The 22273-nt window shown below is 53.4% G+C and carries 19 protein-coding genes and 3 tRNA genes; 10 read left to right on the top strand and 12 right to left on the bottom strand.

What is annotated here, in order from left to right:
- Positions 1-42 precede the first annotated feature (42 nt).
- The 4 genes from R5268_RS12645 to syd all read right to left on the bottom strand — a co-directional run bounded on the left by R5268_RS12645 (position 43) and on the right by syd (position 2592).
- A complete protein-coding gene (locus tag R5268_RS12645; protein WP_046892779.1) occupies positions 43-492 on the bottom strand; it encodes a flavodoxin in 450 nt (149 codons plus the stop codon).
- A 41-nt stretch (positions 493-533) separates the two neighbouring features.
- Complete coding sequence (gene truC / locus R5268_RS12640) at positions 534-1307, bottom strand: tRNA pseudouridine(65) synthase TruC (protein WP_107680642.1); 774 nt, start codon at positions 1305-1307, stop codon at positions 534-536.
- Positions 1304-1627: a YqcC family protein gene (locus R5268_RS12635; protein ID WP_107680643.1), complete on the bottom strand. Its 324-nt coding sequence runs from the start codon at positions 1625-1627 to the stop codon at positions 1304-1306. Before R5268_RS12635 ends, truC begins: the two co-directional genes overlap by 4 nt.
- Positions 1628-2040: 413 nt before the next feature.
- Positions 2041-2592: a SecY-interacting protein gene (gene syd / locus R5268_RS12630; RefSeq protein WP_317419412.1), complete on the bottom strand. Its 552-nt coding sequence runs from the start codon at positions 2590-2592 to the stop codon at positions 2041-2043.
- A gap of 108 nt (positions 2593-2700) precedes the next feature.
- Here syd and queF point away from each other — a divergent pair, with 108 nt between their 5' ends.
- The 4 genes from queF to R5268_RS12610 are packed head-to-tail and all read left to right on the top strand — an operon-like array spanning position 2701 to position 6517.
- Positions 2701-3552, top strand: coding sequence for an NADPH-dependent 7-cyano-7-deazaguanine reductase QueF (gene queF / locus R5268_RS12625; RefSeq protein WP_052926350.1), 852 nt, complete (start codon positions 2701-2703; stop codon positions 3550-3552).
- A gap of 60 nt (positions 3553-3612) precedes the next feature.
- Positions 3613-4980, top strand: a complete 1368-nt coding sequence (gene ppnN / locus R5268_RS12620) for a nucleotide 5'-monophosphate nucleosidase PpnN (RefSeq protein ID WP_046894178.1) — start codon at positions 3613-3615, stop codon at positions 4978-4980.
- 56 nt (positions 4981-5036) lie between these two features.
- Positions 5037-5801 carry a flap endonuclease Xni gene (gene xni, locus R5268_RS12615; RefSeq protein ID WP_218455023.1) on the top strand — a complete coding sequence of 255 codons (765 nt, stop codon included), beginning with the start codon at positions 5037-5039 and terminating at the stop codon, positions 5799-5801.
- 20 nt (positions 5802-5821) lie between these two features.
- Positions 5822-6517: a DUF3592 domain-containing protein gene (locus tag R5268_RS12610; protein ID WP_218455022.1), complete on the top strand. Its 696-nt coding sequence runs from the start codon at positions 5822-5824 to the stop codon at positions 6515-6517.
- Between the two features lie 64 nt (positions 6518-6581).
- Here the strand turns inward: R5268_RS12610 and rlmM are convergent, their stop codons facing one another.
- The 3 genes from rlmM to R5268_RS12595 are packed head-to-tail and all read right to left on the bottom strand — an operon-like array spanning position 6582 to position 9020.
- On the bottom strand, positions 6582-7679 hold the full coding sequence (gene rlmM, locus R5268_RS12605) for a 23S rRNA (cytidine(2498)-2'-O)-methyltransferase RlmM (RefSeq protein WP_107680647.1): 1098 nt from the start codon (positions 7677-7679) through the stop codon (positions 6582-6584).
- A complete protein-coding gene (locus R5268_RS12600; RefSeq protein WP_107680648.1) occupies positions 7672-8067 on the bottom strand; it encodes a DUF423 domain-containing protein in 396 nt (131 codons plus the stop codon). Before R5268_RS12600 ends, rlmM begins: the two co-directional genes overlap by 8 nt.
- Before the next feature lie 26 nt (positions 8068-8093).
- Positions 8094-9020 carry a transcriptional regulator GcvA gene (locus R5268_RS12595; RefSeq protein WP_004242201.1) on the bottom strand — a complete coding sequence of 309 codons (927 nt, stop codon included), beginning with the start codon at positions 9018-9020 and terminating at the stop codon, positions 8094-8096.
- 510 nt (positions 9021-9530) lie between these two features.
- Between R5268_RS12595 and csdA the strand changes: the two genes are divergently transcribed.
- The gene (gene csdA, locus R5268_RS12590; RefSeq protein WP_182106526.1) at positions 9531-10742 is read left to right on the top strand and encodes a cysteine desulfurase CsdA; all 1212 of its coding nucleotides are present in this window, start codon (positions 9531-9533) and stop codon (positions 10740-10742) included.
- A 9-nt stretch (positions 10743-10751) separates the two neighbouring features.
- On the top strand, positions 10752-11198 hold the full coding sequence (gene csdE / locus R5268_RS12585; RefSeq protein WP_182106524.1) for a cysteine desulfurase sulfur acceptor subunit CsdE: 447 nt from the start codon (positions 10752-10754) through the stop codon (positions 11196-11198).
- Positions 11199-11203: 5 nt separating this feature from the next.
- Here the strand turns inward: csdE and tcdA are convergent, their stop codons facing one another.
- Both tcdA and mltA read right to left on the bottom strand, forming a co-directional pair.
- Positions 11204-12019 carry a tRNA cyclic N6-threonylcarbamoyladenosine(37) synthase TcdA gene (tcdA, locus tag R5268_RS12580; RefSeq protein ID WP_218455021.1) on the bottom strand — a complete coding sequence of 272 codons (816 nt, stop codon included), beginning with the start codon at positions 12017-12019 and terminating at the stop codon, positions 11204-11206.
- 94 nt (positions 12020-12113) lie between these two features.
- Positions 12114-13211, bottom strand: a complete 1098-nt coding sequence (gene mltA, locus R5268_RS12575; RefSeq protein ID WP_046894169.1) for a murein transglycosylase A — start codon at positions 13209-13211, stop codon at positions 12114-12116.
- 229 nt (positions 13212-13440) lie between these two features.
- Here mltA and R5268_RS12570 point away from each other — a divergent pair.
- The 3 genes from R5268_RS12570 (at position 13441) to R5268_RS12560 (ending at position 13780) form a co-directional block, all read left to right on the top strand.
- Positions 13441-13517 (top strand) — tRNA-Met (locus R5268_RS12570).
- Between the two features lie 83 nt (positions 13518-13600).
- A tRNA-Met gene (locus tag R5268_RS12565) sits at positions 13601-13677 on the top strand.
- A 26-nt stretch (positions 13678-13703) separates the two neighbouring features.
- A tRNA-Met gene (locus tag R5268_RS12560) sits at positions 13704-13780 on the top strand.
- A 157-nt stretch (positions 13781-13937) separates the two neighbouring features.
- On the opposite strand, the gene amiC is transcribed toward R5268_RS12560, so the two are convergent.
- A complete protein-coding gene (gene amiC, locus R5268_RS12555) occupies positions 13938-15188 on the bottom strand; it encodes an N-acetylmuramoyl-L-alanine amidase AmiC (RefSeq protein WP_046894168.1) in 1251 nt (416 codons plus the stop codon).
- A 280-nt stretch (positions 15189-15468) separates the two neighbouring features.
- On the opposite strand from amiC, the gene argA reads away from it, so the two are divergent.
- Entirely contained in the window at positions 15469-16797 is a 1329-nt protein-coding gene (gene argA, locus R5268_RS12550; RefSeq protein WP_046894167.1) for an amino-acid N-acetyltransferase, read from the top strand.
- A 9-nt stretch (positions 16798-16806) separates the two neighbouring features.
- On the opposite strand, the gene recD is transcribed toward argA, so the two are convergent.
- Positions 16807-18639 carry an exodeoxyribonuclease V subunit alpha gene (gene recD / locus R5268_RS12545; RefSeq protein WP_317419413.1) on the bottom strand — a complete coding sequence of 611 codons (1833 nt, stop codon included), beginning with the start codon at positions 18637-18639 and terminating at the stop codon, positions 16807-16809.
- Positions 18639-22271 (bottom strand): exodeoxyribonuclease V subunit beta, encoded by a 3633-nt coding sequence (gene recB / locus R5268_RS12540; RefSeq protein WP_317419414.1) that lies wholly within the window; start codon positions 22269-22271, stop codon positions 18639-18641. Before recB ends, recD begins: the two co-directional genes overlap by 1 nt.
- Positions 22272-22273: the final 2 nt, after the last annotated feature.

Genomic DNA, 22273 nt, shown 5'->3' with positions numbered 1-22273 from the left:
TGCCGCAGTGCTGTCAGGCTGCTGCGGCGTTATTTTCCGTCATCAGCTGACCAGCGCCGCCCAGGCCGTCAGCCACGGCTGAGCGAACTCTTCCGGTGCGTCAACCTCCGTGCCGTCAATCACCAGCATCTCCCCGATGCGCTGTGCCTGCTGCTCCTGCAATAACTCATCGAACTGACGGCCGCCGCCGGCAAAATGATCATAACTGCTGTCGCCCAGCGCGATAATGCCGTAGCGCAGTGACGGCTGATAACCGATGTCATCCCGCAGACCGGCAAACAGTTCGCGGATATTATCCGGCAGATCGCCCTGCCCGGTGGTGGAGGTGATCACCAGCGCCACATCCGTGAGATAATCTTTCCACTGCGACAGTTCCGGTTCATCAAATAACACCACTTCATGACCGGCCTGCTCCAGAATAGCCTGTGCTTCTTCACCCACAGCCAGCGAGTTGCCGTAAACTGTGCCGATAAAAATACCGATACGAGCCATTATCCGTCCTTTTTAATCAGTAAAATCAAATTATTAGCAAATCAGGGTAATGTCCAGCCCAGCTGTTCCGCCACCTGCTGCCAGGCGTCATCAAATCCCGCACGCAGCACCAGTGGTTCTCCGCTGACCGGATGTGTCAGCGCCAGCTCCGATGCGTGCAGCATCAGCCTGCGGCTGCCGAAATGTTCCGTGAATCCCCGGTTCTGACGCAGATCGCCGTGGGCGGTATCACCGATAATCGGATGCCGCAGATGCCGCATATGGCGGCGCAGCTGATGTTTACGTCCGGTTTCCGGTTTCAGTTCCGTCAGGGTAAAACGGGATGTGGGATAACGTCCGATAGCCACCGGACACTCCACTTTTGCCAGCGGGCGGTAGTGTGTCACCGCCGGTTGCGCCGGTTTCTCCGCCGCAAATTTATCGGCGATTTTATCCAGTTCCTCAACCAGCGGATAATCCAGCGTGGCCGCTTCTTCGATCCACCCGCGCACCACCGCATGGTAAGTTTTCTGCATTTCATGCCGCTCAAGCTGTTGTGACAGCAGCCGCGCCACATCAGATGACAGCCCCATCAGTAAGACACCGGAAGTCGGTCTGTCCAGACGGTGAACCGGAAAAACATGCTGGCCGATCTGGTCGCGCAGTGTCTGCATCACAAACACCGTTTCATGACGGTCAAGCCAGCTGCGGTGTACCAGCCATCCGGCGGGTTTATTCACCGCAATGATATGTTCATCCTGATAACAGATTTCCAGTAATGGTTTTTCCGGTAGTGATTTTTCCGGTAATGGCGTGTCCTGCAATGATCGTGTCACGCGAAAAGCCCGTCCAGTGCCCGTAAATGGTTAAGCAGCACCAGATAGCGTGCAGCCTGGTCATCTCCCCGGTATTGTTCTTCAAAATACGGGGCTATCTGAAAGGCAGACGGCAGTGCAGCGCCCTGCTCAATCATGGCGTACAGACGCGGAATAAGTATCCACTGTAACCACTCGTGGGCGCTCATTGTATCCACTGCAAACGGCAGTTCACTCTCAAATGCGTCTGCTGCCGGAGGCTGCCCCTGCCACAGATCGACGGCGCGCATCTCGTTCTCGATGTCCGTCAGGATCGCAGTAATCTGCTGATGTTTTGTCATAACTGAAACCTGTTTACGCTGTAAAATTCATTTTCCGCAGCCAATGCCGCTGATATCTGTAGCGTAACATTGAGGTCAGATAAGTAAAAATCAATTCCTGTCCGGAAGACATAAAAAGGCATAACGGGGATTTGCGGGGGGATTAAAAACGAGGGGGAGAAATCCCCCTCGTTTCTAATAAAATAACATCCTGTCTCTGCTGAAAATACTTCCGTGTATTTTCGTCCGCTTCCTTACGAACGCAGACAGCATGCCGCAGCCGGCAGTGACAGGCAATAATACCGGCGGTAAATCACGATGATAACGAAGAGTTAATTATCTGAATTTACTTATCATTTTCAGTAATCCGGGATTTTCCGGTAAACCGTATTACAGTCATTACCGGTAAAATCCCACACCGCTGTCAGTGATATTTATGCCGGGCATACCGCTGTCAGCCGTGACAGAAACGATGCGGTGTCCGCTGCCAGCACCCGCCGCTTTGTGGTACCAAACGTTTCGAGGATCACTTCACCGCTCAGATTACAGACTGAAATCATATCGAATTCCGATTCCAGCGTGGCGATAAACTGTGTCGGCGGCAGTTTCAGACGGCGCTGCGTGACCAGATGGCCAATCAGGTTTTCCTGTAAGCGGATAAAATCGTCCTCACTCCAGACCTGTACCAGACTGAGCTGCATATCCTCAAAAACGGCCTGCATATCCCCGGCAAACTGCTGCGTATAAAATTCACTGATATCCGGGTGCAGCTGAATATCCAGCGCTTTTTCAACCGGCTGCAACTGTTTGTCTGCGGTGAATTCCGCCGGTTCCCAGTACACACACTCATCACCGGTGCGGATAATACACGGGGAAGGAATACCATAAAGATCATGACTGATCGGCGGTAAACCTGTTTTTTCCTGCCATAAACCGACATAATGCCGGGTAAACTGATGTAACGCCTGAGAAACTGTGCGGGTCATATCGCAAAACCTGTTAAACATAAAAGTATCATGCCGCTATAGTAACGTATGACAGACTGTATTGGCGACAGGCGGTACTATTTTTCACCTGAGGTAAAAGGGTTATTTATGTCTCTGTATGAAGGAAAGGCGGAACTGGCGTCACTGACGCTCGGTAAAAAAACCGGTTATGAGCAGCATTACAATCCCGCCCTGTTACAGGGTGTGCCGCGCAGCCTCAACCGGGATGCACTGCATCTGCATGCGGATAATCTGCCTTTTCGCGGTGCGGACCTGTGGACACTCTATGAGCTCTCCTGGTTACAGCCGAACGGCGTGCCCTGCATTGCACTCGGCTATGTCTCCCTGGATGCCGCCGGTCTGAATCTGATCGAATCCAAGAGCTTCAAACTCTATCTCAACAGCTTTAACCAGACTGTTTTTGCTTCTGCGGATGATGTCCGCCGTACCCTGGAACAGGATTTAAGCGCCTGTGCACAAGGGAACGTCACGGTGCAGCTGCTGCGTCCTGATCAGTTCGCGGAACAAAAAATCATTGATTTTACCGGTGAGTGTATCGATTATCAGGATATTACGATTACGGATTATCAGTTCAGCAGTGATTATCTTATTGATGCCGTCAATGAAAATGACGATGTCGTTGAGGAAACGTTAGTCAGCCACCTGCTAAAATCAAACTGCCTGATTACACAGCAGCCTGACTGGGGCTCGGTTGCCATACAGTATCGCGGCCCTAAAATTGACCGTGAGAAACTGCTGCGGTATCTGGTGTCATTCCGCAATCATAACGAGTTTCATGAGCAGTGCGTTGAACGGATCTTTACCGATCTGAACACACATTGCCGCCCGGTTGCCCTGACTGTCTATGCCCGTTATACACGGCGCGGCGGGCTGGATATCAATCCGTGGCGCACCAATACGGACTTTACTCCGTCTGCGGATCGTCTCGCCCGCCAGTAAGGCAGACAGCGCGCAACCTGTACGACTACAATTTATCCACGGGATAACAAGGAGTTTTACTTGATCACACATATCAGCCCGTTAGGCTCTATGGATCTGCTTTCCCAGCTTGAAGTTGATGTTCTGAAACGGACAGCAAGCAGTCACCTGTATCGTCTGTACCGCAACTGCTCACTGGCGGTACTGAATTCCGGCAGTAAGATGGATAACAGTCATGAGTTACTGTCCCGTTTTCCGGATTTTGACATTAACGTGCTGCGCCGTGAGCGCGGAGTAAAACTCGAACTGGTAAACCCGCCGCAGAATGCATTTGTTGACGGTAAAATTATCCGCTCACTCCAGGCTAACCTGTTTGCCGTGCTGCGCGATATCCTGTTCGTACAGACTCAAATTACTGATGCGGAACGCTGCCGCGGCCTGAATCTGGATAACAGCGCGCATATCACCAACCTGATTTTCTTTATCCTGCGTAATGCCCGCGCCCTGCATATTGATGAAGATCCGAATATGATCGTCTGCTGGGGCGGCCACTCCATCAATGAAACCGAATACCTCTACGGACGTAAAGTCGGTAACGAGCTGGGGCTGCGTGAACTGAATATCTGTACCGGCTGCGGGCCGGGTGCGATGGAAGCGCCGATGAAAGGTGCTGCTGTCGGCCATGCCCAGCAGGGGTATAAAAACAGCCGTTTTATCGGTCTGACCGAACCGTCTATTATTGCTGCCGAGCCGCCTAACCCGCTGGTGAACGAGCTTATCATCATGCCGGATATCGAAAAACGGCTGGAGAGCTTTGTCCGCCTGGCACACGGGATCATCATCTTCCCGGGCGGGGTCGGTACAGCCGAAGAGCTGCTCTATCTGCTGGGGATTCTGATGCATCCGGATAACAAGGACCAGGTCCTGCCGCTGGTGCTGACCGGGCCGAAAGAGAGCGCCGATTATTTCCGCGTGCTCAATGATTTCGTGATCAACACCCTGGGTGAGGAAGCCACCCGCCATTATCAGATAATTATTGATGATCCGGTGGAAGTTGCCCGCGTGATGAAGCGCGCCATGCCTGAAGTGAAAGATAACCGCCGCAGCACCGGTGATGCCTACAGCTTCAACTGGTCGATTAAAATCGCCGGTGATTTGCAGCATCCGTTTGAGCCGACCCATGAAAATATGGCCGCGCTGAACCTGTACCGCAATCAGGAGCCGGAAAAACTGGCGGCAGATCTGCGCCGCGCCTTCTCCGGCATCGTCGCCGGTAACGTGAAAGAAAACGGTATGCAGGCCATCGCACAACACGGTCCGTTTAAAATCCACGGCGAAGAAGCCATTATGCAGCGGATGGATGTGATGCTGCGCGGGTTTGTTGAGCAGCACCGGATGAAGTTACCGGGTGGCACCGCTTACGAGCCATGCTACGAAATCATCCGCTGATACTTTTTCTCTGAACTGTTTCCCCGCCGCCGGCGGGGAAATTATATATAGCGACTATGATCCATTTACTGATTATCGATGCAATGAATCTGATCCGCCGGATCTACGCCGTGCAGAGCCAGTCCGGTCTGCTGGTCTGTGAACAGGCGCTGATGCAGATCCTGAATCATGCACAACCCACACATGCCGTCACGGTCTTTGATGAAGACGACCGCAGCCACAGCTGGCGTCATCAGCTGCTGCCGGGTTACAAAGCCGGACGCAGTGAAATGCCGGAAGTTGTCCGGCAGGAATTGCCGCTGCTGCGGGAGATGTTTGCCCGTCACGGTATCCGGGCATGGCATTCCGAGGGGGATGAAGCGGATGATCTCGCGGCCACCCTGGCGCACAAAGTCGGTCAGGCGGGACACAGGGTAACTATTGTCTCCACCGACAAAGGTTACTGCCAGCTGCTCTCCCCGCAGATTCAGATCCGCGACTATTTCCAGAAACGCTGGCTCGACATGCCGTTTATTGCGGCGGAATTTGGCGTTACCGCACAGCAATTGCCGGATTTCTGGGGCTTATGCGGCATCAGCAGCAGCAAAATTCCGGGGATAACCGGTATCGGCCCGAAAACTGCGGCCACACTGCTCGGCACCTTTGCTGATCTGGACTCACTCTACCGCAATATTGACCAGGTGCCGGAAAAATGGCGTCAGAAACTGATCGACGGAAAAGCAATGGCTTACAGCTGCCGTGATGTCGCCACCCTGAAACGGGACTTACACTTACAGGGGAATCTCAGCCAGTTGCGGCTGCCGGCAGGTAATATCGCTTAAACCAGACAAACGGAGTGCCTGTGTTTACGAAAGTGCGCATTATTTTCGGGATTTTTGCTGTTACCGGGCTGCTGTTGCTGACGGGCGGCAGTTACTTATACCTTTCCGGTTATTCGCAGGAAAAAAGCGGGATCGTAACCAGCGGAGAAATCATCGATCTGTCGGTGCACCGGTCGGATAACGGCATCTCATACTGCCCGGTGGTGAAATACACCGACGGACAGGAAGCGTATGTCATGGAGTCCTCCTATTGCAGCAGCGGCTACCGCAATGCATCAGGTGACAACATTGAGGTTATTTATCCGCCCGGCATCCCGGCTGACGCGGTTATCCGTTCCTTCGGCGGCCTGTACGGCGGCGCCGTGATCCTTCTCGGGATGGGAGTGATATTTGCACTGGTTGGCACGCTGCCGCTGATTATCATGTATCGGCGGGGGAAATCAGCTCAGCGCCTGCTGCGCGAGGGCATACCGGTTAAAGCCGGAATCACCGGCACAGACATGAACACGACGATCAGTATCAACGGCCGCAGCCCGTACCGGATTGTGGCGCAGGTGTACAACAGTGCCGAAAACACCGTAAAACGGTATTACAGCCGCAATATTGAGTTTGATCCTGCACCGTTTATTCATCAGGAATTTGTCACGGTTTATGTGGACACGAAAAATCCTGATAACTATTTCATGGATATCTCGTTCCTGCCGGCAGTAAAGTGATAAAAAAATCCCGGCAATCTGATCCGCCGGGATTTTAACGATATTTATCGCTGACAAACGTAAATCAGAATACCCGATCCGGGTTATAAGCTCCCCACACGCGCTGAACATGTACCGTAATTTCCTCACGGTCATGATACAGATGCTTCGCATGGATCAGCGCATTTACGCCCTGCTCTTTCATTTCAGCTGCCATTTTTTCGAGGATATGCGATACCTCTTCATAGCGTTTTTTCATCGGCAGTTTGAGGTTGAAAATCATCTCACGGCACCAGCCGTTAACCATCCAGGTGGTCATCAGCGCAGCCACTTTTGCCGGTTTTTCTACCATATCGCAGACCAGCCAGGTAATATTTTTGGAGGTCGGCACAAACCTGAAACCATCCTCGCGGAGATGACGTACCTGCCCGGTATCCATCAGGCTTTCTGCCATCGGGCCGTTATCCACGGCCTGAACACGCATACTGTGCTTCACCAGCTGATACGTCCAGCCGCCCGGGCATGCGCCCAGATCCACCGCCTGTAATCCGCCTTCCAGACGCTCTTCCCACTCGTCATACGGAATAAACATGTGGAACGCTTCTTCCAGCTTAAGCGTGGAGCGGCTCGGTGCATCTGACGGGAATTTCAGACGCGGGATGCCCATGTAGAACATCGAGTTATTATTTGAATACGAATAACCGACATAGCAGCAACCGGGAGCGATAAAGAAGACATGGATAACCGGACGTCCCCGGTTCTCTTTCGCCAGCAGCAGTTTTTCCTGACGCAATGCCGAGCGCAGCGGCACCGTAAATTTACGGCAGAACTTCATCAGCTCTTTGGCTTCGTTGGTATCAGGTACTTCGACGCGCAAATCACCGGCACGCTCAACCACACCGGTCAGCATCCCCATGATCGGTGTGATCCTGTCGTTTTCAGGTAAATTTTTCAGCAGTTCGCCGATAACGATCATCTGGCGGGCAAAAATCAGTTCTTTAAACGGGATCTCTTTTGCAATGCGATCGGCATCATCCGGCTGATAACATTCAAAAATGACATAACCGCTGTTCTCTTTAACCCGCGGGAAACCAAAAATCTCAAGACGACCGGCTTTATCCGTAATCTCTGCCGCACACTCTTTTTCAAAACCCGGGCGGCAATATAATGCTATTTTATTCATGGCCGGAAGCCACTTTCCTTAGACGCAACGCGCCAATCAATACACAAAACCAGCCTAACAGGAAACTTACCCCGCCAACCGGCGTAAAATAGGCAAAATATTTCATCTGTAACAGCGCCATACAATACAGGCTGCCGGAGAACAGCAAAATGCCGATCCCGAAAAACAGTCCGCTCCAGTAAAACCACAAGACCACTTTGCGCATCAGCACAGCGGCAAGACCGATCAAAGCGAGTGTGTGTGAGATCTGGTACTGGAGACCCAGATTAATCCAGTCCATCTGGTGCTTTGCCAGTAACGGCGTTAAAAGGTGCGATCCGATTGCGCCGAATGCAACATAAAAAAAGCCGCTGAAACCGGCAAAAATTAACATCAACCGACTATTCATTTGCCATACCTTATGTGATGTTCAGGTTAATCCTGCTCACTTGTCATCCAACCTAGTTTTTCCTGTTCACTCGCCGCCTGCGCCATAATCCACTGACGGAATGCTGCGATTTTACCGGAATCAGCCTGACTGTCCTGACACACCAGATAAAACGCATTTTTACTGACCAGAATATCTTTAAACGGGCACACCAGGCGACCGGCATCCAGTTCATTTTTTGCCATAACATTATTGACCAGTGCCACGCCCTGTCCGTGTACTGCGGCCTGAATCACCATCGCACTGTGGCTGAAAATCGGCCCGTGCTGCACATTGACCTGCTGCTGTAAATCCGCCTGGCGGATATACGCCTGCCAGTCACGGCGGGATGAATCATGCAGAAGTGTATGATACGACAAATCGGTCAGCGTTTTGAGCGGTCGTTCACCGGTCATCAGTGACGGCGCGCACACCGGTATAAGATATTCCGCATACAGCCGGTCTGTCCGCAGACCCGGCCAGTTACCTCTGCCGTAAAAAATCGCCACATCCACATCATCAGCCAGTTTATCTTCTTCGCGGTCGACCGCCTGGATGCGCACATCAATCCCCGGATAGGCCTGATGGAAACCGGAAAGACGCGGCACCAGCCACTGGATAGCGAAACTCGGTGACAGGCTGACGGTCAGCGCTCCTTTGGCACTGCGTGCCTGAAGTTTGCGCGTGGCATCATTTATCGCTGAGAAGATCTCCTTAATATCGAGATAATAACTCTGCCCCTCTTCCGTCAGCAACAACGAACGGTTCCGGCGGCGGAATAATTTCAGCCCGAGGAAATCTTCCAGGCTTTTCATCTGATGGCTCACTGCGGCCTGAGTCACAAAAAGTTCTTCCGCTGCCTTAGTAAAACTTAAATGGCGGGCGGCAGCATCGAAGACACGCAAAGCATTGAGCGGAGGCAATCGTTTGGACATTTTCTGGTTTTTCTGTCTGATCAGGATACCGGTAACGTAAGTTTAGCCGGGATTAGTTTTTATAATCCGAAGCATTATAAATTGTCCCTTGATGATACACCAGCAAATACCTATAGTATGCCCACTTCCTAAGCCGGAACGAAAAGTTGAACGGTAGCGATACTGCAAAACTTTTGGCTATGTGGTTGTGATGTTGTGTTTGCAAGTTGTCCGGGAGTTCCGGACATAGTAGCTTAAGCTACTGTTTTTTTCACTTCCTGTACATTTACCCTGTCTGTCCATAGTGATTTTTTGAATGCACCGCCGATTGCGGTGCTTTTTTTTGCCTTCCGCCCGCAGATACCTTTTCCCCGTCTGGAAAGCTGCCACGATGTTGATTATAGTAAACCGTCGCTGACGGTGCTACCGCCGCGATCCGGCCGGTCACCGGCAGGCTGCCGCCTCTGATGTACCGGATACCGCACTTTTTGCATAAGTTCTGTTTATCTCAGACAGCTGTTGGTTACACTGATGAAAACCTTCTCTCCCGATACATTCCGCCGCGCCTTTCCCGTGACTTCCGGCGACACTGTCTTTCTCGACAGTGCTGCCACTGCGCTTAAACCGGAGGTGATGATACAGGCGACCGCCCGCTATTATCAGAATAACAGCGGCGCGACTGTTCACCGCAGCCATCACCGGCAGGCCAGAGCAGTCACTGAACAGTTTGAGCAGGCACGTGAAGCCGTACGGCAACTGATTCAGGCGGAGGATGCCCGCAGCTGTATCTGGACAAAAGGCACGACCGAATCCCTTAACCTGGTCGCTCAGGGCTTTTTCCGCCCGCGTCTGCAACCGGGGGATGAAATCATTGTCAGTGAGATGGAACATCATTCCAACCTGATCCCGTGGATCATGCTGGCGCAGCAGACCGGGGCAAAACTGGTGAAATGGCCGCTGACGGCAGAGAAAACACTCTGCTGTGACCAGCTGGCAGCCCTGCTGTCACCGCGCACCCGGCTGGTCGCGGTCACGCAGATGTCTAATGTTACCGGATACCGGCCGGATATCGCCCGCGCGGCACAACTGGCGCATCAGCACGGCGCGCTGATTGTCGCTGACGGTGCTCAGGGCGTGGTTCATCACCCGCTGAATGTCACGCTCTGTGATGTCGATTTCTATGCATTTTCAGCCCATAAGCTCTATGGCCCGAACGGGCTGGGTGTTCTGTACGGCCGCCCGGAACTGCTCAGTGATATGCAGCCGTGGCAGGGCGGCGGCAAGATGCTGACCGACACCGATTTTTTCAGCTATACCCCTGCGCCGGTTCCCGCCCGTTTTGAAGCCGGCACACCAAACGTTGCCGGTGTCACTGCATTCGGGGAAACGCTGAACTGGCTGGATACAATCGATCTCACCGCCGCCCATGATTACACCATTGCACTGTGTGACAGTGCGGAGCAGCAGCTCGCGTCACTGCCCGGTTTCCGCAGTTACCGCAGCCCCGGCAGCCCGCTGCTGGCCTTTAATATCGATGGCATTCATCACAGTGATATCGCCACACTGCTGGCGGAGAAAAATATCGCCCTGCGCCACGGACAGCATTGTGCACAGCCCCTGTGTCAGGCACTTGAGACGGAAGGCTGCCTGCGGGCCTCCTTTATGCCGTATAATCAGCCGGATGATATCCGCCTGCTGGTTCAGGCCGTGCAATTTGCCTTTGAAATCCTGGCTGACGACTGAGAGAAAAAAATGACACACACATTTCCGGCACATCCGTTCGGCCACACTATCCGCCGTGAGCAGCTTGCGGAAACCTTTTCCGCCTGCCGCTCGTGGGAAGAAAAATACCGTCAGCTGGTGATGCTGGCACGTCAGTTACCGGCGCTGCCGCCGGAAAATAAACGCGAAGAGACTGAAATTAAAGGCTGTGAAAACCGGGTCTGGCTGGACGGCGCACTCAGCAGCAACGGCACGCTGCATTTTTGGGGTGACAGCGACGGGCGGATTGTCAAAGGTCTTCTGGCGGTATTACTGACTGAAGCAGAAGGGCTGACACCGGAGGCGCTGCTGTCCGCCGATTTATCCGCAGCGTATGAGCAGTACGGACTGAGCGCGCAGCTCAGCCAGTCCAGACAGAACGGAATTCAGGCACTGATTGATGCCGCACGTGCTGTCGCGCAGCGTTTCAGCGCCTGACCGGCTTATTCCTCTGCGGCACGCTCTGCTTTTGCCACCAGCTTTTTCAGTGCATGAGAAACCGCCACAAAACCAAAGGATGCCGTCACCACGGTAGCGGCACCAAACCCGGCGGCACAATCCATCCGCATACTGCCTTCCGCGCTGTTTTTCATCCCGCAGGCCGCGCTGCCGTCCGCCTGCGGATACCGCAGCGGCTCTGTCGAAAAGACACAATCGATCCCGAGCCGTCCTTTGCTGTTTTTACGCACACCGTAGTCTGATTTCAGACGCTCACGCAGTTTTGCCGCCAGCGGGTCCTGCAACGTTTTGGCCAGATCCGCGACCTGAATCTGTGTCGGATCAATCTGCCCGCCCGCACCGCCGGTGGTTACCAGCGGAATTTTGTTGCGGCGGCAATAGGCCAGCAGAGCCGCTTTCGGGCGGACGCTGTCGATAGCATCAATCACATAATCAAATCCGGGGCTCATCATTTCCGCGACATTCTCCGGGGTGACGAAATCATCCGTGCAATGCACCTCACACTCAGGGTTAATCGCCAGAATCCGCTCCCGCATCACCTCAATTTTCGGTTGCCCGACAGTACCCTGCATCGCATGGATCTGCCGGTTGGTATTGGTGACACACACATCATCCATATCAATCAGTGTAATAGCACCAATTCCGGTTCTCGCCAGCGCTTCCGCGGCCCACGAGCCGACACCGCCGATGCCGACAACACAAAAATGAGAGCGGGCAAATAAACGGAGTGCCTGCTGACCATAAAGACGCCCGATACCGGCAAAACGCTGCAGATAAGCATCAGATAAAAGGGTTTGCATAATACAGAAACCTGCGGTGAAAAATGACAGAAATGACGGAGAAATAATGCGGGTGCATACTTCGTCGCAAAGTATACACCCCGGGAATAAAAGACTACAGTGCCGGGTTCAGGATCGGCGGGATACCTTTTTTCAGTACCCAGACCCGGCCGTAGTGGTTGTAGAATCCGGCCATCAGCCCGGCATCGTGGCCGATACCGTGATAAATATCGAAGTGATGTCCTTTGATAGCCCCGCCGACATCCAGCGCGATCATCAGGCGCATATCATAACGGCCGGTAAAATTACCCTGATTATCCAGCACCGGGACTTCTGCCAGCAGCGTTGTGCCCGGCGGGATCAGTGTTTTATCCGACGCCACCGACGCTTTGGCAATCAGCGGTACCGCACTCGCCCCTTTCACCGGCGCGTACTGTTTCGGTGTGAAAAAGACAAAAGAGGCGTTTTGCTCCAGTAATTCCTGCACTTCCTGCGGCGAGTGATTGTCAGCCCACTGACGGATTGCCAGCATCGACATATCTTTCTTCTCTACTTCTCCGCGCTCGATCAGAACACGGCCGATACTGGTATAGCCGTGCCCGTTCTTCCCGGAATACGCAAAAAAGTTCAGCTCCGAACCATCACCAAAATCGATATAGGCGCTGCCCTGAACATCCATCAGGAAGTTATCCATCAGTGAATTGCTGTAAGCGAGAACATAGTTATCACTCAGCGCACCACGATAGATCTGAGCACGGCTCGGCAGGCGGCTGCCTTTTTTCGGCGGCATACGGTAGATGGGGTACTGAAACTCGCCCTGACGGGTATGACGGGCCTGAACAACCGGAGTGTAATAACCGGTGAACTGCACGTTTCCGTAGTTATCTTTGCCTTCCATCTGATATGTGTGCAGATTGAACTGCCGCAGCTGTGCGGTATCCGCACCGGAACGCAGCCAGTTTTCAACCGCACGGAAATTTTCGCTGTACTGATTGTACAGACGCGGTGAGGTTGTCCGGATGGCATCCACCTGCTTCAGGAAGTCCGGGCCGTTGACCGGCACGCCGGGACTGTTGACGTTCGCCACTTCCTGTAAATTCTGCGTCAGGTGCCCGTCTTTATACTGCTGACCTTTGTCCGTCGGGCGTGATTCACAGCCAACCAATAACGAAAACAATACACCGCACAACAAATACCTGCCGGTTTTGCTCATACCCATCCGCCAACCAATAATTTGAATTAATACAATATGTATGCGAACGATATCAAATCGCTTTCATTATGCAACCGGTTTCATTTTTTCCTCTGAACAATCATCCGGCTGAATGAACAAAAAAACGGCGATACGCCGGATAATTAACCAAACCAGGGGGCGGGATAGCTTTTTATCGAGAAAAAACTTGCATCAGCTCTCATCCTGAGTATAGTGGGCGCCTCACAGACGCGGGATGGAGCAGCCTGGTAGCTCGTCGGGCTCATAACCCGAAGGTCGTCGGTTCAAATCCGGCTCCCGCAACCAATCTTTTATGATGTGCGACGTTTGTGAAATATGGTGTTTGTGAAGTATCGTATTTGTGAAGTGCTCAGTTAATGATATTCGGACGCGGGATGGAGCAGTCTGGTAGCTCGTCGGGCTCATAACCCGAAGGTCGTCGGTTCAAATCCGGCTCCCGCAACCAACCTTCTTATCATTAACAAAATCGGACGCGGGGTGGAGCAGCCTGGTAGCTCGTCGGGCTCATAACCCGAAGGTCGTCGGTTCAAATCCGGCCCCCGCAACCATTCTTCTGACAGATTCTCCTGTCACTTTTCCTGAAAAAACACAAAAATTCATCCCTGAAATACGATTATTTCAGTGCATAACTATGTCTGTGCTATATCTGCGCTGTATCTGCCCGTTTCACACCACCTCCTTGTGATGTCTGTCTTTGTCATATTCTCAGTTGCGCCGTGCGACAGCACCACCGTTGGCAAAATAGGCCTTAATCCCCTGAAAAATAGAATTTGCCATTCCCTGCTGGAATTTGGCCGTTTTCAGGAGACGCTCTTCCTCAAGGTTACTGATAAAGGCAGTTTCCACCAGAATTGACGGAATATCCGGCGCTTTCAGTACCGCAAACCCGGCCTGATCAACCGTGCGTTTATGCAGTTTGTTCACATTTCCCATTCGTTTCAGCACTTCTGAACCGAATTTGAGGCTGTCTTTGATACTCGCGCTCTGCACCATATCAAACATGGTCTGGTCGAGATATTTGTCGCCGCTTTTGCTGACGCCCCCGATTTTATCCGCATCGTTCTGGGTCTGTGCCAGGAATTTTGCGGTATTACTGGTCGCGCCCCGTGTCGACAGTGCAAAAACCGACGAACCTCTGGCAGATCGGTTGGTGAACGCATCCGCATGGATCGAGACAAACAGATCCGCCCGCATTTTACGGGCTTTGGCCACACGCACCGACAGCGGGATAAACACATCCTCATTACGCGTCATATAAGCGCGCATACCCGGCTCACGATCGATCAGCGATTTCAGACGGCGGGCAATTTGCAGCACCACATCTTTTTCGCGTGTTTTGTATTTCCCGATAGCCCCCGGGTCTTCCCCGCCGTGGCCCGGGTCAATCATAATAACAACCGGCCTGTCCTGACCGGCTTTACCCGGTTTCGGCGTTTCACGCGGCAGACTCTCTTCCAGGTCACCGCGGTTGTAATCTTCCAGGAGCGCCAGCAGCGGATCATCTTCCGTTGCCGCACCATTTTTCGGATAAAAATCCAGTACCAGACGGTTTTTAAATTCGGCAACCGGCGTCAGCTCCAGTACCTGCGGGCTCATCGCCTGTTTCACTTCAAATACCAGACGGACAGTCTGCGGGTCGTTCTGACCGACACGGATCAGCTTCAGATGCGGATCGCGATCCTGCACCTGTTTATCCATTCCTTTCAGCACACTGTTGAGATGCACATTTTTCAGATCAACAACAATACGTTCCGGGTTTTGCAGTGAAAACTGCTTATATTTCAGCGGATGATCTGACTCGATAGTTACACGGGTATAACTGGATGCCGGCCAGATACGCACCGCCACAATCTGTGGCGACGCCGCAAAGCCGAACGGGCTGATACTCAGCAGACAAAACGCCGCAGCTCCTTTCAGTAACAGACGGCGTGACGCATCATGTTCAGAATGACTCATGAAAAAATATCCATAGCGTAAATCAAATCAACAATAACCGGCGCAGGTGGTGAAAACCGGAAAATTAAAGAAACAGAACAATTTATTCCGTAAATAATTTAAACGGCACTTTATCTAATCATTTGCGCCCTGTCATTATGCATTTTTGGCTTATATGGCGATAACACCACATAAAACCCGGTGAAATCCTGACCGGCGACTAAAATTTGCGCTTGCTATTCCCGCCCAAAAAGAATAAAAATACATAAATTACGAATAATAATTCACTTGCGAGGGTATTATGAAAGAGCGCAGTATCGAACTGGTGGACGGATTCCGTCAGTCAGTTCCTTATATTAATGCTCACCATGGCAAAACATTTGTGGTGATGCTGGGCGGCGAAGCTATCGAGCATGAAAATTTTCCCGGTATTGTCAATGATATTGGTTTGCTGCACAGCCTGGGTATACGTCTGATTGTCGTGTACGGCGCCCGTCCGCAAATTGAAAAAAATCTGCTGGCCCATCAGTGTGAGCCGGTTTATCACAAAAACACCCGTGTGACGGACGCCCGTACCCTTGAACTGGTCAAACAGGCAGCCGGTCAGTTACAACTGGATATCACCGCCCGTCTGTCGATGTGTCTGAGTAACACACCGTTGCAGGGCGCACATATCAATGTGGTCAGCGGAAACTTTGTGATAGCCCAGCCGCTGGGAATCGATGATGGCATTGATTACTGCCACAGCGGGCGTATCCGCCGTATCGATGAGGATGCTATCAACCGTCAGCTTAATAACGGCGGTATTGTACTGATAGGCCCGGTCGCTGTTTCAGTCACCGGGGAAAGCTTTAACCTGACGTCTGAGGAAATTGCCACACAGATTGCGATCAAACTGAAAGCGGAAAAACTGATTGGTTTCTGCTCTGCACAAGGTGTAGTGGCAGACGACGGCGGAATTATCTCCGAGATGCACCCGAATGATGCGGAACATTATGTGCACGCGATGGAAGGCAGCGGTGATTACTATTCCGGAACCGTCCGTTTCCTGCGCGGTGCCGTTAAAGCCTGCCGCCGGGGCGTAAAACGCAGCCATCTGCTCAGTTATCAGGAAGACGGGGCGCTCATCCAGGAACTCTTCTCCCGTGATGGTATCGGAACACAGATTGTGATGGAGAGTTCAGAGCAGACACGCCGCGCCAATATCAACGATATCGGCGGGATACTCGAGCTTATCCGCCCGCTGGAACAGCAGGGCATTCTGGTGCGCCGCTCCCGCGAACAGCTGGAAATGGAGATAGACAAATTCACCATTATTGAACGCGATAACACCACCATCGCCTGTGCCGCACTCTATCCTTATCCGGAAGAAAAAATCGGTGAGATGGCCTGTGTGGCAGTGCATCCCGATTACCGCAGCTCGGCACGCGGCGAGGAATTACTGCACCGGGTCACACAGCAGGCAAAACAGATCGGACTGGAAAAACTGTTTGTACTCACCACCCGCAGTATTCACTGGTTTCAGGAACGCGGCTTTGTACCGGCAGAAATTGAAAATCTGCCGGTCAAAAAACAGGCGTTGTATAACTACCAGCGGCGCTCCAAAATCCTGATCCTCGGCTTTCAGTAGTTCTTCCGGCTAACGTAAGCGCTCACTCAGCCCGCTGTACCGCTGAGTGGGGGTTTTCACGGCCCGCTTAACGCACTCTTCCCGGCTGTAAATTGTCAGAAATTTTTTCGCCCGCGTCAGTGCCGTATACAGTAACTCACGGCTGACCAGCGGCGAAGGCTGCACCGGTAATACCAGTGCGGTATGGGCAAACTCAGAACCCTGCGATTTATGCACCGTCATCACATAAGCGGTTTCATGTGCAGGAAGACGGTTCGGACGGATGCTCTTTATGGTGCCGTCCGGCAGCCGGAAAAAGACCCGCAGTTCATGGTTTTCATCCGTCAGCATAATCCCGATATCACCGTTAAACAGCCCCAGCGGGCTGTCATTGCGGCTTATCATCACCGGTTTACCGTGATACGCGCGGTGCCGGTGTATCTGCGGGCGGCGGATATGCCCCTGCTGATGCAGCAGCCGCTCAATACGCTCATTCAGCCCTTCCACACCGAACGGCCCCTCACGCAGTGCGCACAACAGCCGGAACTGGCTGAAAGCCTCAAGTACCGCAGCCGGGTCGGCATGCTGTTTTACCAGTGACAAAAACGGCTGATAGGCATTCATGGTATCCGTCAGCACCTGCGCATACCCGTCTTCATCTTCCAGCGGCACATAACGCACATCCGGCCGCTGTCCGCTGAGAACTGCCATCGTTTCCCGGACATTACCATGGTTAACGGCAGTGGCCAGCTGTCCGATACCGGAAGCCGCATCAAAGCGGAAACTTTTGCGCAGCAGACAGAGATGATCCTGCACACTGACCGGGTTTTCAGGATATTTATCCGGCAGCACGCAGCCGGTCATTGCCTCCAGCATTTCCCGCCGCTGCGGTGTATAACCGGCTTCGGCAAAGCGGCAGATATCCCCCAGCACGGCTCCCGCTTCCACTGACGCCAGCTGGTCTTTATCCCCCAGCAGGATCAGTATTGCTTTCTCCGGCAGTGCCTCAATAAGAGCCGCCATCATCGGTAAATCGACCATGGATGCTTCATCCACAATCAGCACGTCTGACATCAGCGGATTTTTCCGGTGATGACGTAACCGGCGGCTGTCAGGCTGAGCGCCCAGCAGGCGATGCAGTGTTTTGGCCTGATCCGGCATCATTGCCCGCTGAACATCTGTCAGATCGAGCTGTGCAATCGCGTCTCCCAGTGACTCTGTCAGGCGGGCTGCCGCTTTACCGGTCGGTGCCGCCAGTTCAATCAGCAGCGGCTCCGCCGCGGATTGCACCAGAGCCGCCAGAATACGGGCAACGGTTGTGGTTTTACCGGTACCCGGCCCGCCGGAAATAACGGCAGTCCGGCTGCTGACCGCCACGGCGGCGGCAATTTTCTGCCAGTCTTCCTGCTCTTCCGTACCGAACAGTGCATCCAGAACCGGGCGCAGCCTCTCCGCGTCTGCCGCAACAACCTGCGGCCGGGAGAAAAATTCTGCCACACGGCATTCATACTGCCACATCCGGTGCAGATACAAATTCGCATCTGACAGCACGACCGGTGCCGGAAGTGAGCCATCACTAACCGCATCCGACGCAGACAGTGCTGCTTTTATCTCAGGCAGTCCCGGCTCACCCAGTGACCGCCAGACTGACTGCATGATCTCAGCATGCCGTCCGCCTTGTTCCGGCTGAGGAAGAATCCGCGACAGCGGCAGACAGACATGTCCGCTGCCGCTTTGTGCACTGAGCAGAGCAAACACGAGTTGCAGAAACGGATCAGTGTCCGGTGCCAGCATCGCCGCAAACTGACAGTCCAGGGGGCGCAGGATCTGCTCTGCGCACAAGGTTTGTAAGTGAGTATTCATTAACCTTCCTCCCCGCTAAACAGGGCATTCAGCTGCTCAGTGAATGCCTGCTCCGGACGATAAAACCAGATCCCCTGACCGGGGTATTCCGGTGTCATGCCGCGCAGGAAAAGGTAATACACGCCGCCGAAGTGCGTCTGATAGTCATAATCCGGCAGCCGGTGACGCAGATAGCGGTGCAGCGCCAGCGTATACAGCTGATACTGCAAATCATAGCGGTGTTCCATCATAGCCTGAGCCAGAGCCTCCGGCTGATAATCTGCCGGACTGTCTCCCAGGTAGTTTGATTTATAGTCCGCGATGTAATATTTACCCTCGTGATAAAACACAAGGTCGATAAAGCCTTTCAGCATGCCCGTCACCGCAGCAAAATCCAGCGGCGCTGCCTGTGCTGACAACGGATCATATTGCCGCGTCAGTGCATCCAGTTTTTGCGCAGTCAGGTCGCCGTCTATCGGCAGGAAAAACTGCATTTCATCCTGTTTGTAACGTACCGGGATCGCACTGAGCACCGGCCCTTCTGCTGACAGTGGTGTATTCACCAGATCCGTAAACCAGGTTTGCAGAAACGGCGCCCACTCCGCTGAGAATCCGTATGACAACAACTGTTCAGTGAGCCACTCAAGTGAGGGCTCACTATCAAATTCAAGCTCTTCAAACAGACTGTGCAGGAATGTCCCCGCCAGTGCACCACGCGGGAAGGTATAAGCCGTCTGCTGCGTTACCGTTTCGTCCTGTACTTCTCCGAGGGTATCGGTATCCAGTGACGGGCTGAGAGAGCGGATCATCGCCATCATCTCTTCCTGCCTGTCCTGTGTATATACGCTGCCGCCGGATGATGCGCCGTAACTCAGGCCGCTGTAACTGGTTACCCGCCAGCGGCTGCTGACAGTCCGGGTAAACGGCTTCACCGCCAGGGACAGCGGCTGTGAAACGCCGGGCTGCCACAGTTGCAGCTGCGGTTCAGTTATCCGGGTAACGGCAGCCGCGCTGTCGCCCCGGCAAAAGGCATCCAGCCGCTCCGCCAGTGCGGCGCTGTCACACGCCTGTCCGTTCTGAAGCAGATACCCCAGCCCGTTAAGATGTAAATCGGTATTGCCCGTTTTTTTACGGTTCCCTTTGATAATGGGTGCAACTCCGAGACTGCAATGGTAAACCGCCCGCGTCACCGCCACATACAGCAGACGCAAATCCTCTGCCAGACGTTCTTTATCCGCCAGCGCAACCTGCGTTTCATCCGGTGACAGTGTCAGGCAGGGCTCAAAGGTGGTTTCGTCATGGTAAAGGCGCTGGCCGCCTGCCTGAAAGTTACAGATAAACGGCAGCCACACCAGCGGGTATTCCAGCCCTTTGGATTTGTGGATCGTGCAGATCTGAACCAGATGCTGATCGCTTTCCAGCCGCATCTGCTGACTTTCCGACTGCGCATCCGGCCGTAATACCTGCTGTGCAAGCCAGCGCACCAGTGCATGTTCATTTTCCAGCGTCAGGGATGTTTCCTGAAGTAACTCGCTGATATGCATAATATCGGTTAAGCGCCGTTCGCCGTCCGGCCCCGCCAGCAGGTTTTCAGCTGTTTTGCGCTGGCTGAGTACCCGGCGCAGCATCGGCAGAACGCCCTGCTGCTGCCAGATCTGCCCGTAACCGGCGAATTCATCCACCAGCCTGTCGCGGGCGGCTTCATCCTGATTGAGTGCATCAATCTCCGCCGCGTTCAGCCCGAACAGCCCGGAAGCCAGCGCGCTGCGCAGCAGCCGTTCTTTTTCCGGATTCAGCACCGCCTGGAGCAGCCACAACAGTTCACGGGCTTCCGGCGTTTCAAATACACTATCGCGGTTTGAAAGAAAAACGGACGGGATCGCCCGCTGATTGAGCGCATCTTTTATCAGTTGTGCTTCCCGGCGGCTGCGCACCAGTACGGTGATATCCGCCGCACTGACCGGACGTTGTTTCCCGGGCGGGCCAATCAGGGCAGTACCGTTTTGTCCGGCATCCAGCCAGTCGCGGATCTGTCCGGCGCACACACCGGCCATTGTCCGTTCATAATCACCGCTGCTAACGCCCTCCGCGGCCTGCCACCAGAACTGCACTGCCGGTTGTGTTTTTCCGGCAATAATAAAAGCGGCATCATCATTTGCGGGTGCGGAACTGACCGGCTGAAACGGGATCTGTTTAAAGCAGAAAGGCTCATCCGCCTGTAAAAACAGTTTATTAACGCTGTCGACCATCGTCTTTGCTGAACGGAAGTTAGTCCCGAGGGTATAATGCGCACTGACATCCCGGCGCGCTTTGATATAAGTGAAAATATCCGCCCCCCGGAAAGCATAAATCGCCTGTTTCGGGTCACCGATAAACAACAGTCCGTACGGCTCTGCCGGGGCACCGTTATCACCGGCCGTTTCCTGATAAGCCGTTTCCTGATAAATAGTGCGGAAGATCCGGTATTGCTGGGGGTCGGTATCCTGGAATTCATCAATCATCGCCACCGGAAAACGTCTGCGCAGTGTCTGTGCCAGCAGCGCCCCGTTTTCCTGACGCAGCGCATTATCCAGCCGGGTCAGCAGGTCATCAAACCCCATTTCACCCCGGATCTGTTTTTCCTCTGTGATGGTCTGACGGATCTCGTACACCGCACGGGTAAACAAGACATCTTCCAGCGTCAGTGCCTGTTCCGTCAGTGCTTCAATTGCAGAAAATACCGGATGTGACGGCGGCGTGCCGCCCTTTTTGGTTTTTTCATCCAGCACCGCCTGACTGAAACGCTCCAGATTTTTCGGCAGTGCGTAATGTGTGGTTTCCTCTTCCTCCGCCCAGTCATTAATCCCGGCAATCCATCCGGGCACCAGATTGGCGCGGTAACTGCTTTTATTCAGATCAGAGTTCTGAATAAGGCTGACAAAATCAACATCACTTTCCCGCCAGCACTGTTTAACCTCATCAATCGCGGCAATAATCTGCTCATGGCGGGACAGCAATGTTTCATCGGATTCCGGTGCATCGGTAATTCCGGGTAATTCGCCCTGTAACCAGGGGTAAATATCCCGCAGCAGTGCCTCAGGATCAGACCAGAGCTGTTTAATGGCTCTGGCCAGCTCTACGGGCAGCGGATAACAATGACGCCGCCAGAAGTCCTCACAGGCCTGTTTACGGACAGGATGCTCATCCTGAATCAGTGTCTGTTCAAAAAGCACGCCGGATTCAAAAGCGTTGTGAGTCAGCATTCGCTGACAAAAACCGTGGATGGTAAAAATGGCGGCTTCATCCATCTGCCGTTCAGCCAGCAGCAGGCGATGAGCCGCACTCTGTTTATCTTCAATCAGATCCAGAAGCGGACCAAACCCGTCATCATCCGCCGGTTCCCCGCCTTCCTCATGACGCAGGCAGGCAATCCGCAGCTTATGAATATTCTCGCGGATACGCCCGCGCAGCTCATTCGTTGCCGCTTCGGTAAAGGTTACCACCAGGATCTCTTCCGCCGATAACGGCCGGACAAAGGCTCCGTCACCGATTCCGAGCAGCAGACGCAGATAGAGCCGTGCCAGCGTATAGGTTTTTCCTGTACCGGCAGATGCCTCAATTAACCGCTGCCCCTGCAGCGGTATTGTCATCGGGTTTAAAGATTCAGCCGCCATTG

It is taken from the genome of Morganella sp. BCCO 40_0007 (assembly GCF_032989665.1).
In the GTDB taxonomy this organism is placed as follows: Bacteria; Pseudomonadota; Gammaproteobacteria; order Enterobacterales; family Enterobacteriaceae; genus Morganella; species Morganella sibonii.
The sequence above is the reverse complement of the archived record's forward strand: the minus strand, read 5'-3'. Positions and strand labels throughout refer to the sequence as shown.

Excerpts from the sequence above, each read along its gene's own strand:
- R5268_RS12645 (WP_046892779.1), bottom strand. The coding sequence starts at position 492 with ATGGCTCGTATCGGTATTTTTATCGGCACAGTTTACGGCAACTCGCTG.
- R5268_RS12635 (WP_107680643.1), bottom strand. The coding sequence starts at position 1,627 with ATGACAAAACATCAGCAGATTACTGCGATCCTGACGGACATCGAGAAC.
- syd (WP_317419412.1), bottom strand. The coding sequence starts at position 2,592 with ATGACCCGCACAGTTTCTCAGGCGTTACATCAGTTTACCCGGCATTAT.
- queF (WP_052926350.1), top strand. The coding sequence starts at position 2,701 with ATGTCTCTGTATGAAGGAAAGGCGGAACTGGCGTCACTGACGCTCGGT.
- xni (WP_218455023.1), top strand. The coding sequence starts at position 5,037 with ATGATCCATTTACTGATTATCGATGCAATGAATCTGATCCGCCGGATC.
- rlmM (WP_107680647.1), bottom strand. The coding sequence starts at position 7,679 with ATGAATAAAATAGCATTATATTGCCGCCCGGGTTTTGAAAAAGAGTGT.
- R5268_RS12600 (WP_107680648.1), bottom strand. The coding sequence starts at position 8,067 with ATGAATAGTCGGTTGATGTTAATTTTTGCCGGTTTCAGCGGCTTTTTT.
- R5268_RS12595 (WP_004242201.1), bottom strand. The coding sequence starts at position 9,020 with ATGTCCAAACGATTGCCTCCGCTCAATGCTTTGCGTGTCTTCGATGCT.
- csdA (WP_182106526.1), top strand. The coding sequence starts at position 9,531 with ATGAAAACCTTCTCTCCCGATACATTCCGCCGCGCCTTTCCCGTGACT.
- csdE (WP_182106524.1), top strand. The coding sequence starts at position 10,752 with ATGACACACACATTTCCGGCACATCCGTTCGGCCACACTATCCGCCGT.
- tcdA (WP_218455021.1), bottom strand. The coding sequence starts at position 12,019 with ATGCAAACCCTTTTATCTGATGCTTATCTGCAGCGTTTTGCCGGTATC.
- mltA (WP_046894169.1), bottom strand. The coding sequence starts at position 13,211 with ATGAGCAAAACCGGCAGGTATTTGTTGTGCGGTGTATTGTTTTCGTTA.
- amiC (WP_046894168.1), bottom strand. The coding sequence starts at position 15,188 with ATGAGTCATTCTGAACATGATGCGTCACGCCGTCTGTTACTGAAAGGA.
- argA (WP_046894167.1), top strand. The coding sequence starts at position 15,469 with ATGAAAGAGCGCAGTATCGAACTGGTGGACGGATTCCGTCAGTCAGTT.
- recD (WP_317419413.1), bottom strand. The coding sequence starts at position 18,639 with ATGAATACTCACTTACAAACCTTGTGCGCAGAGCAGATCCTGCGCCCC.
- recB (WP_317419414.1), bottom strand. The coding sequence starts at position 22,271 with ATGGCGGCTGAATCTTTAAACCCGATGACAATACCGCTGCAGGGGCAG.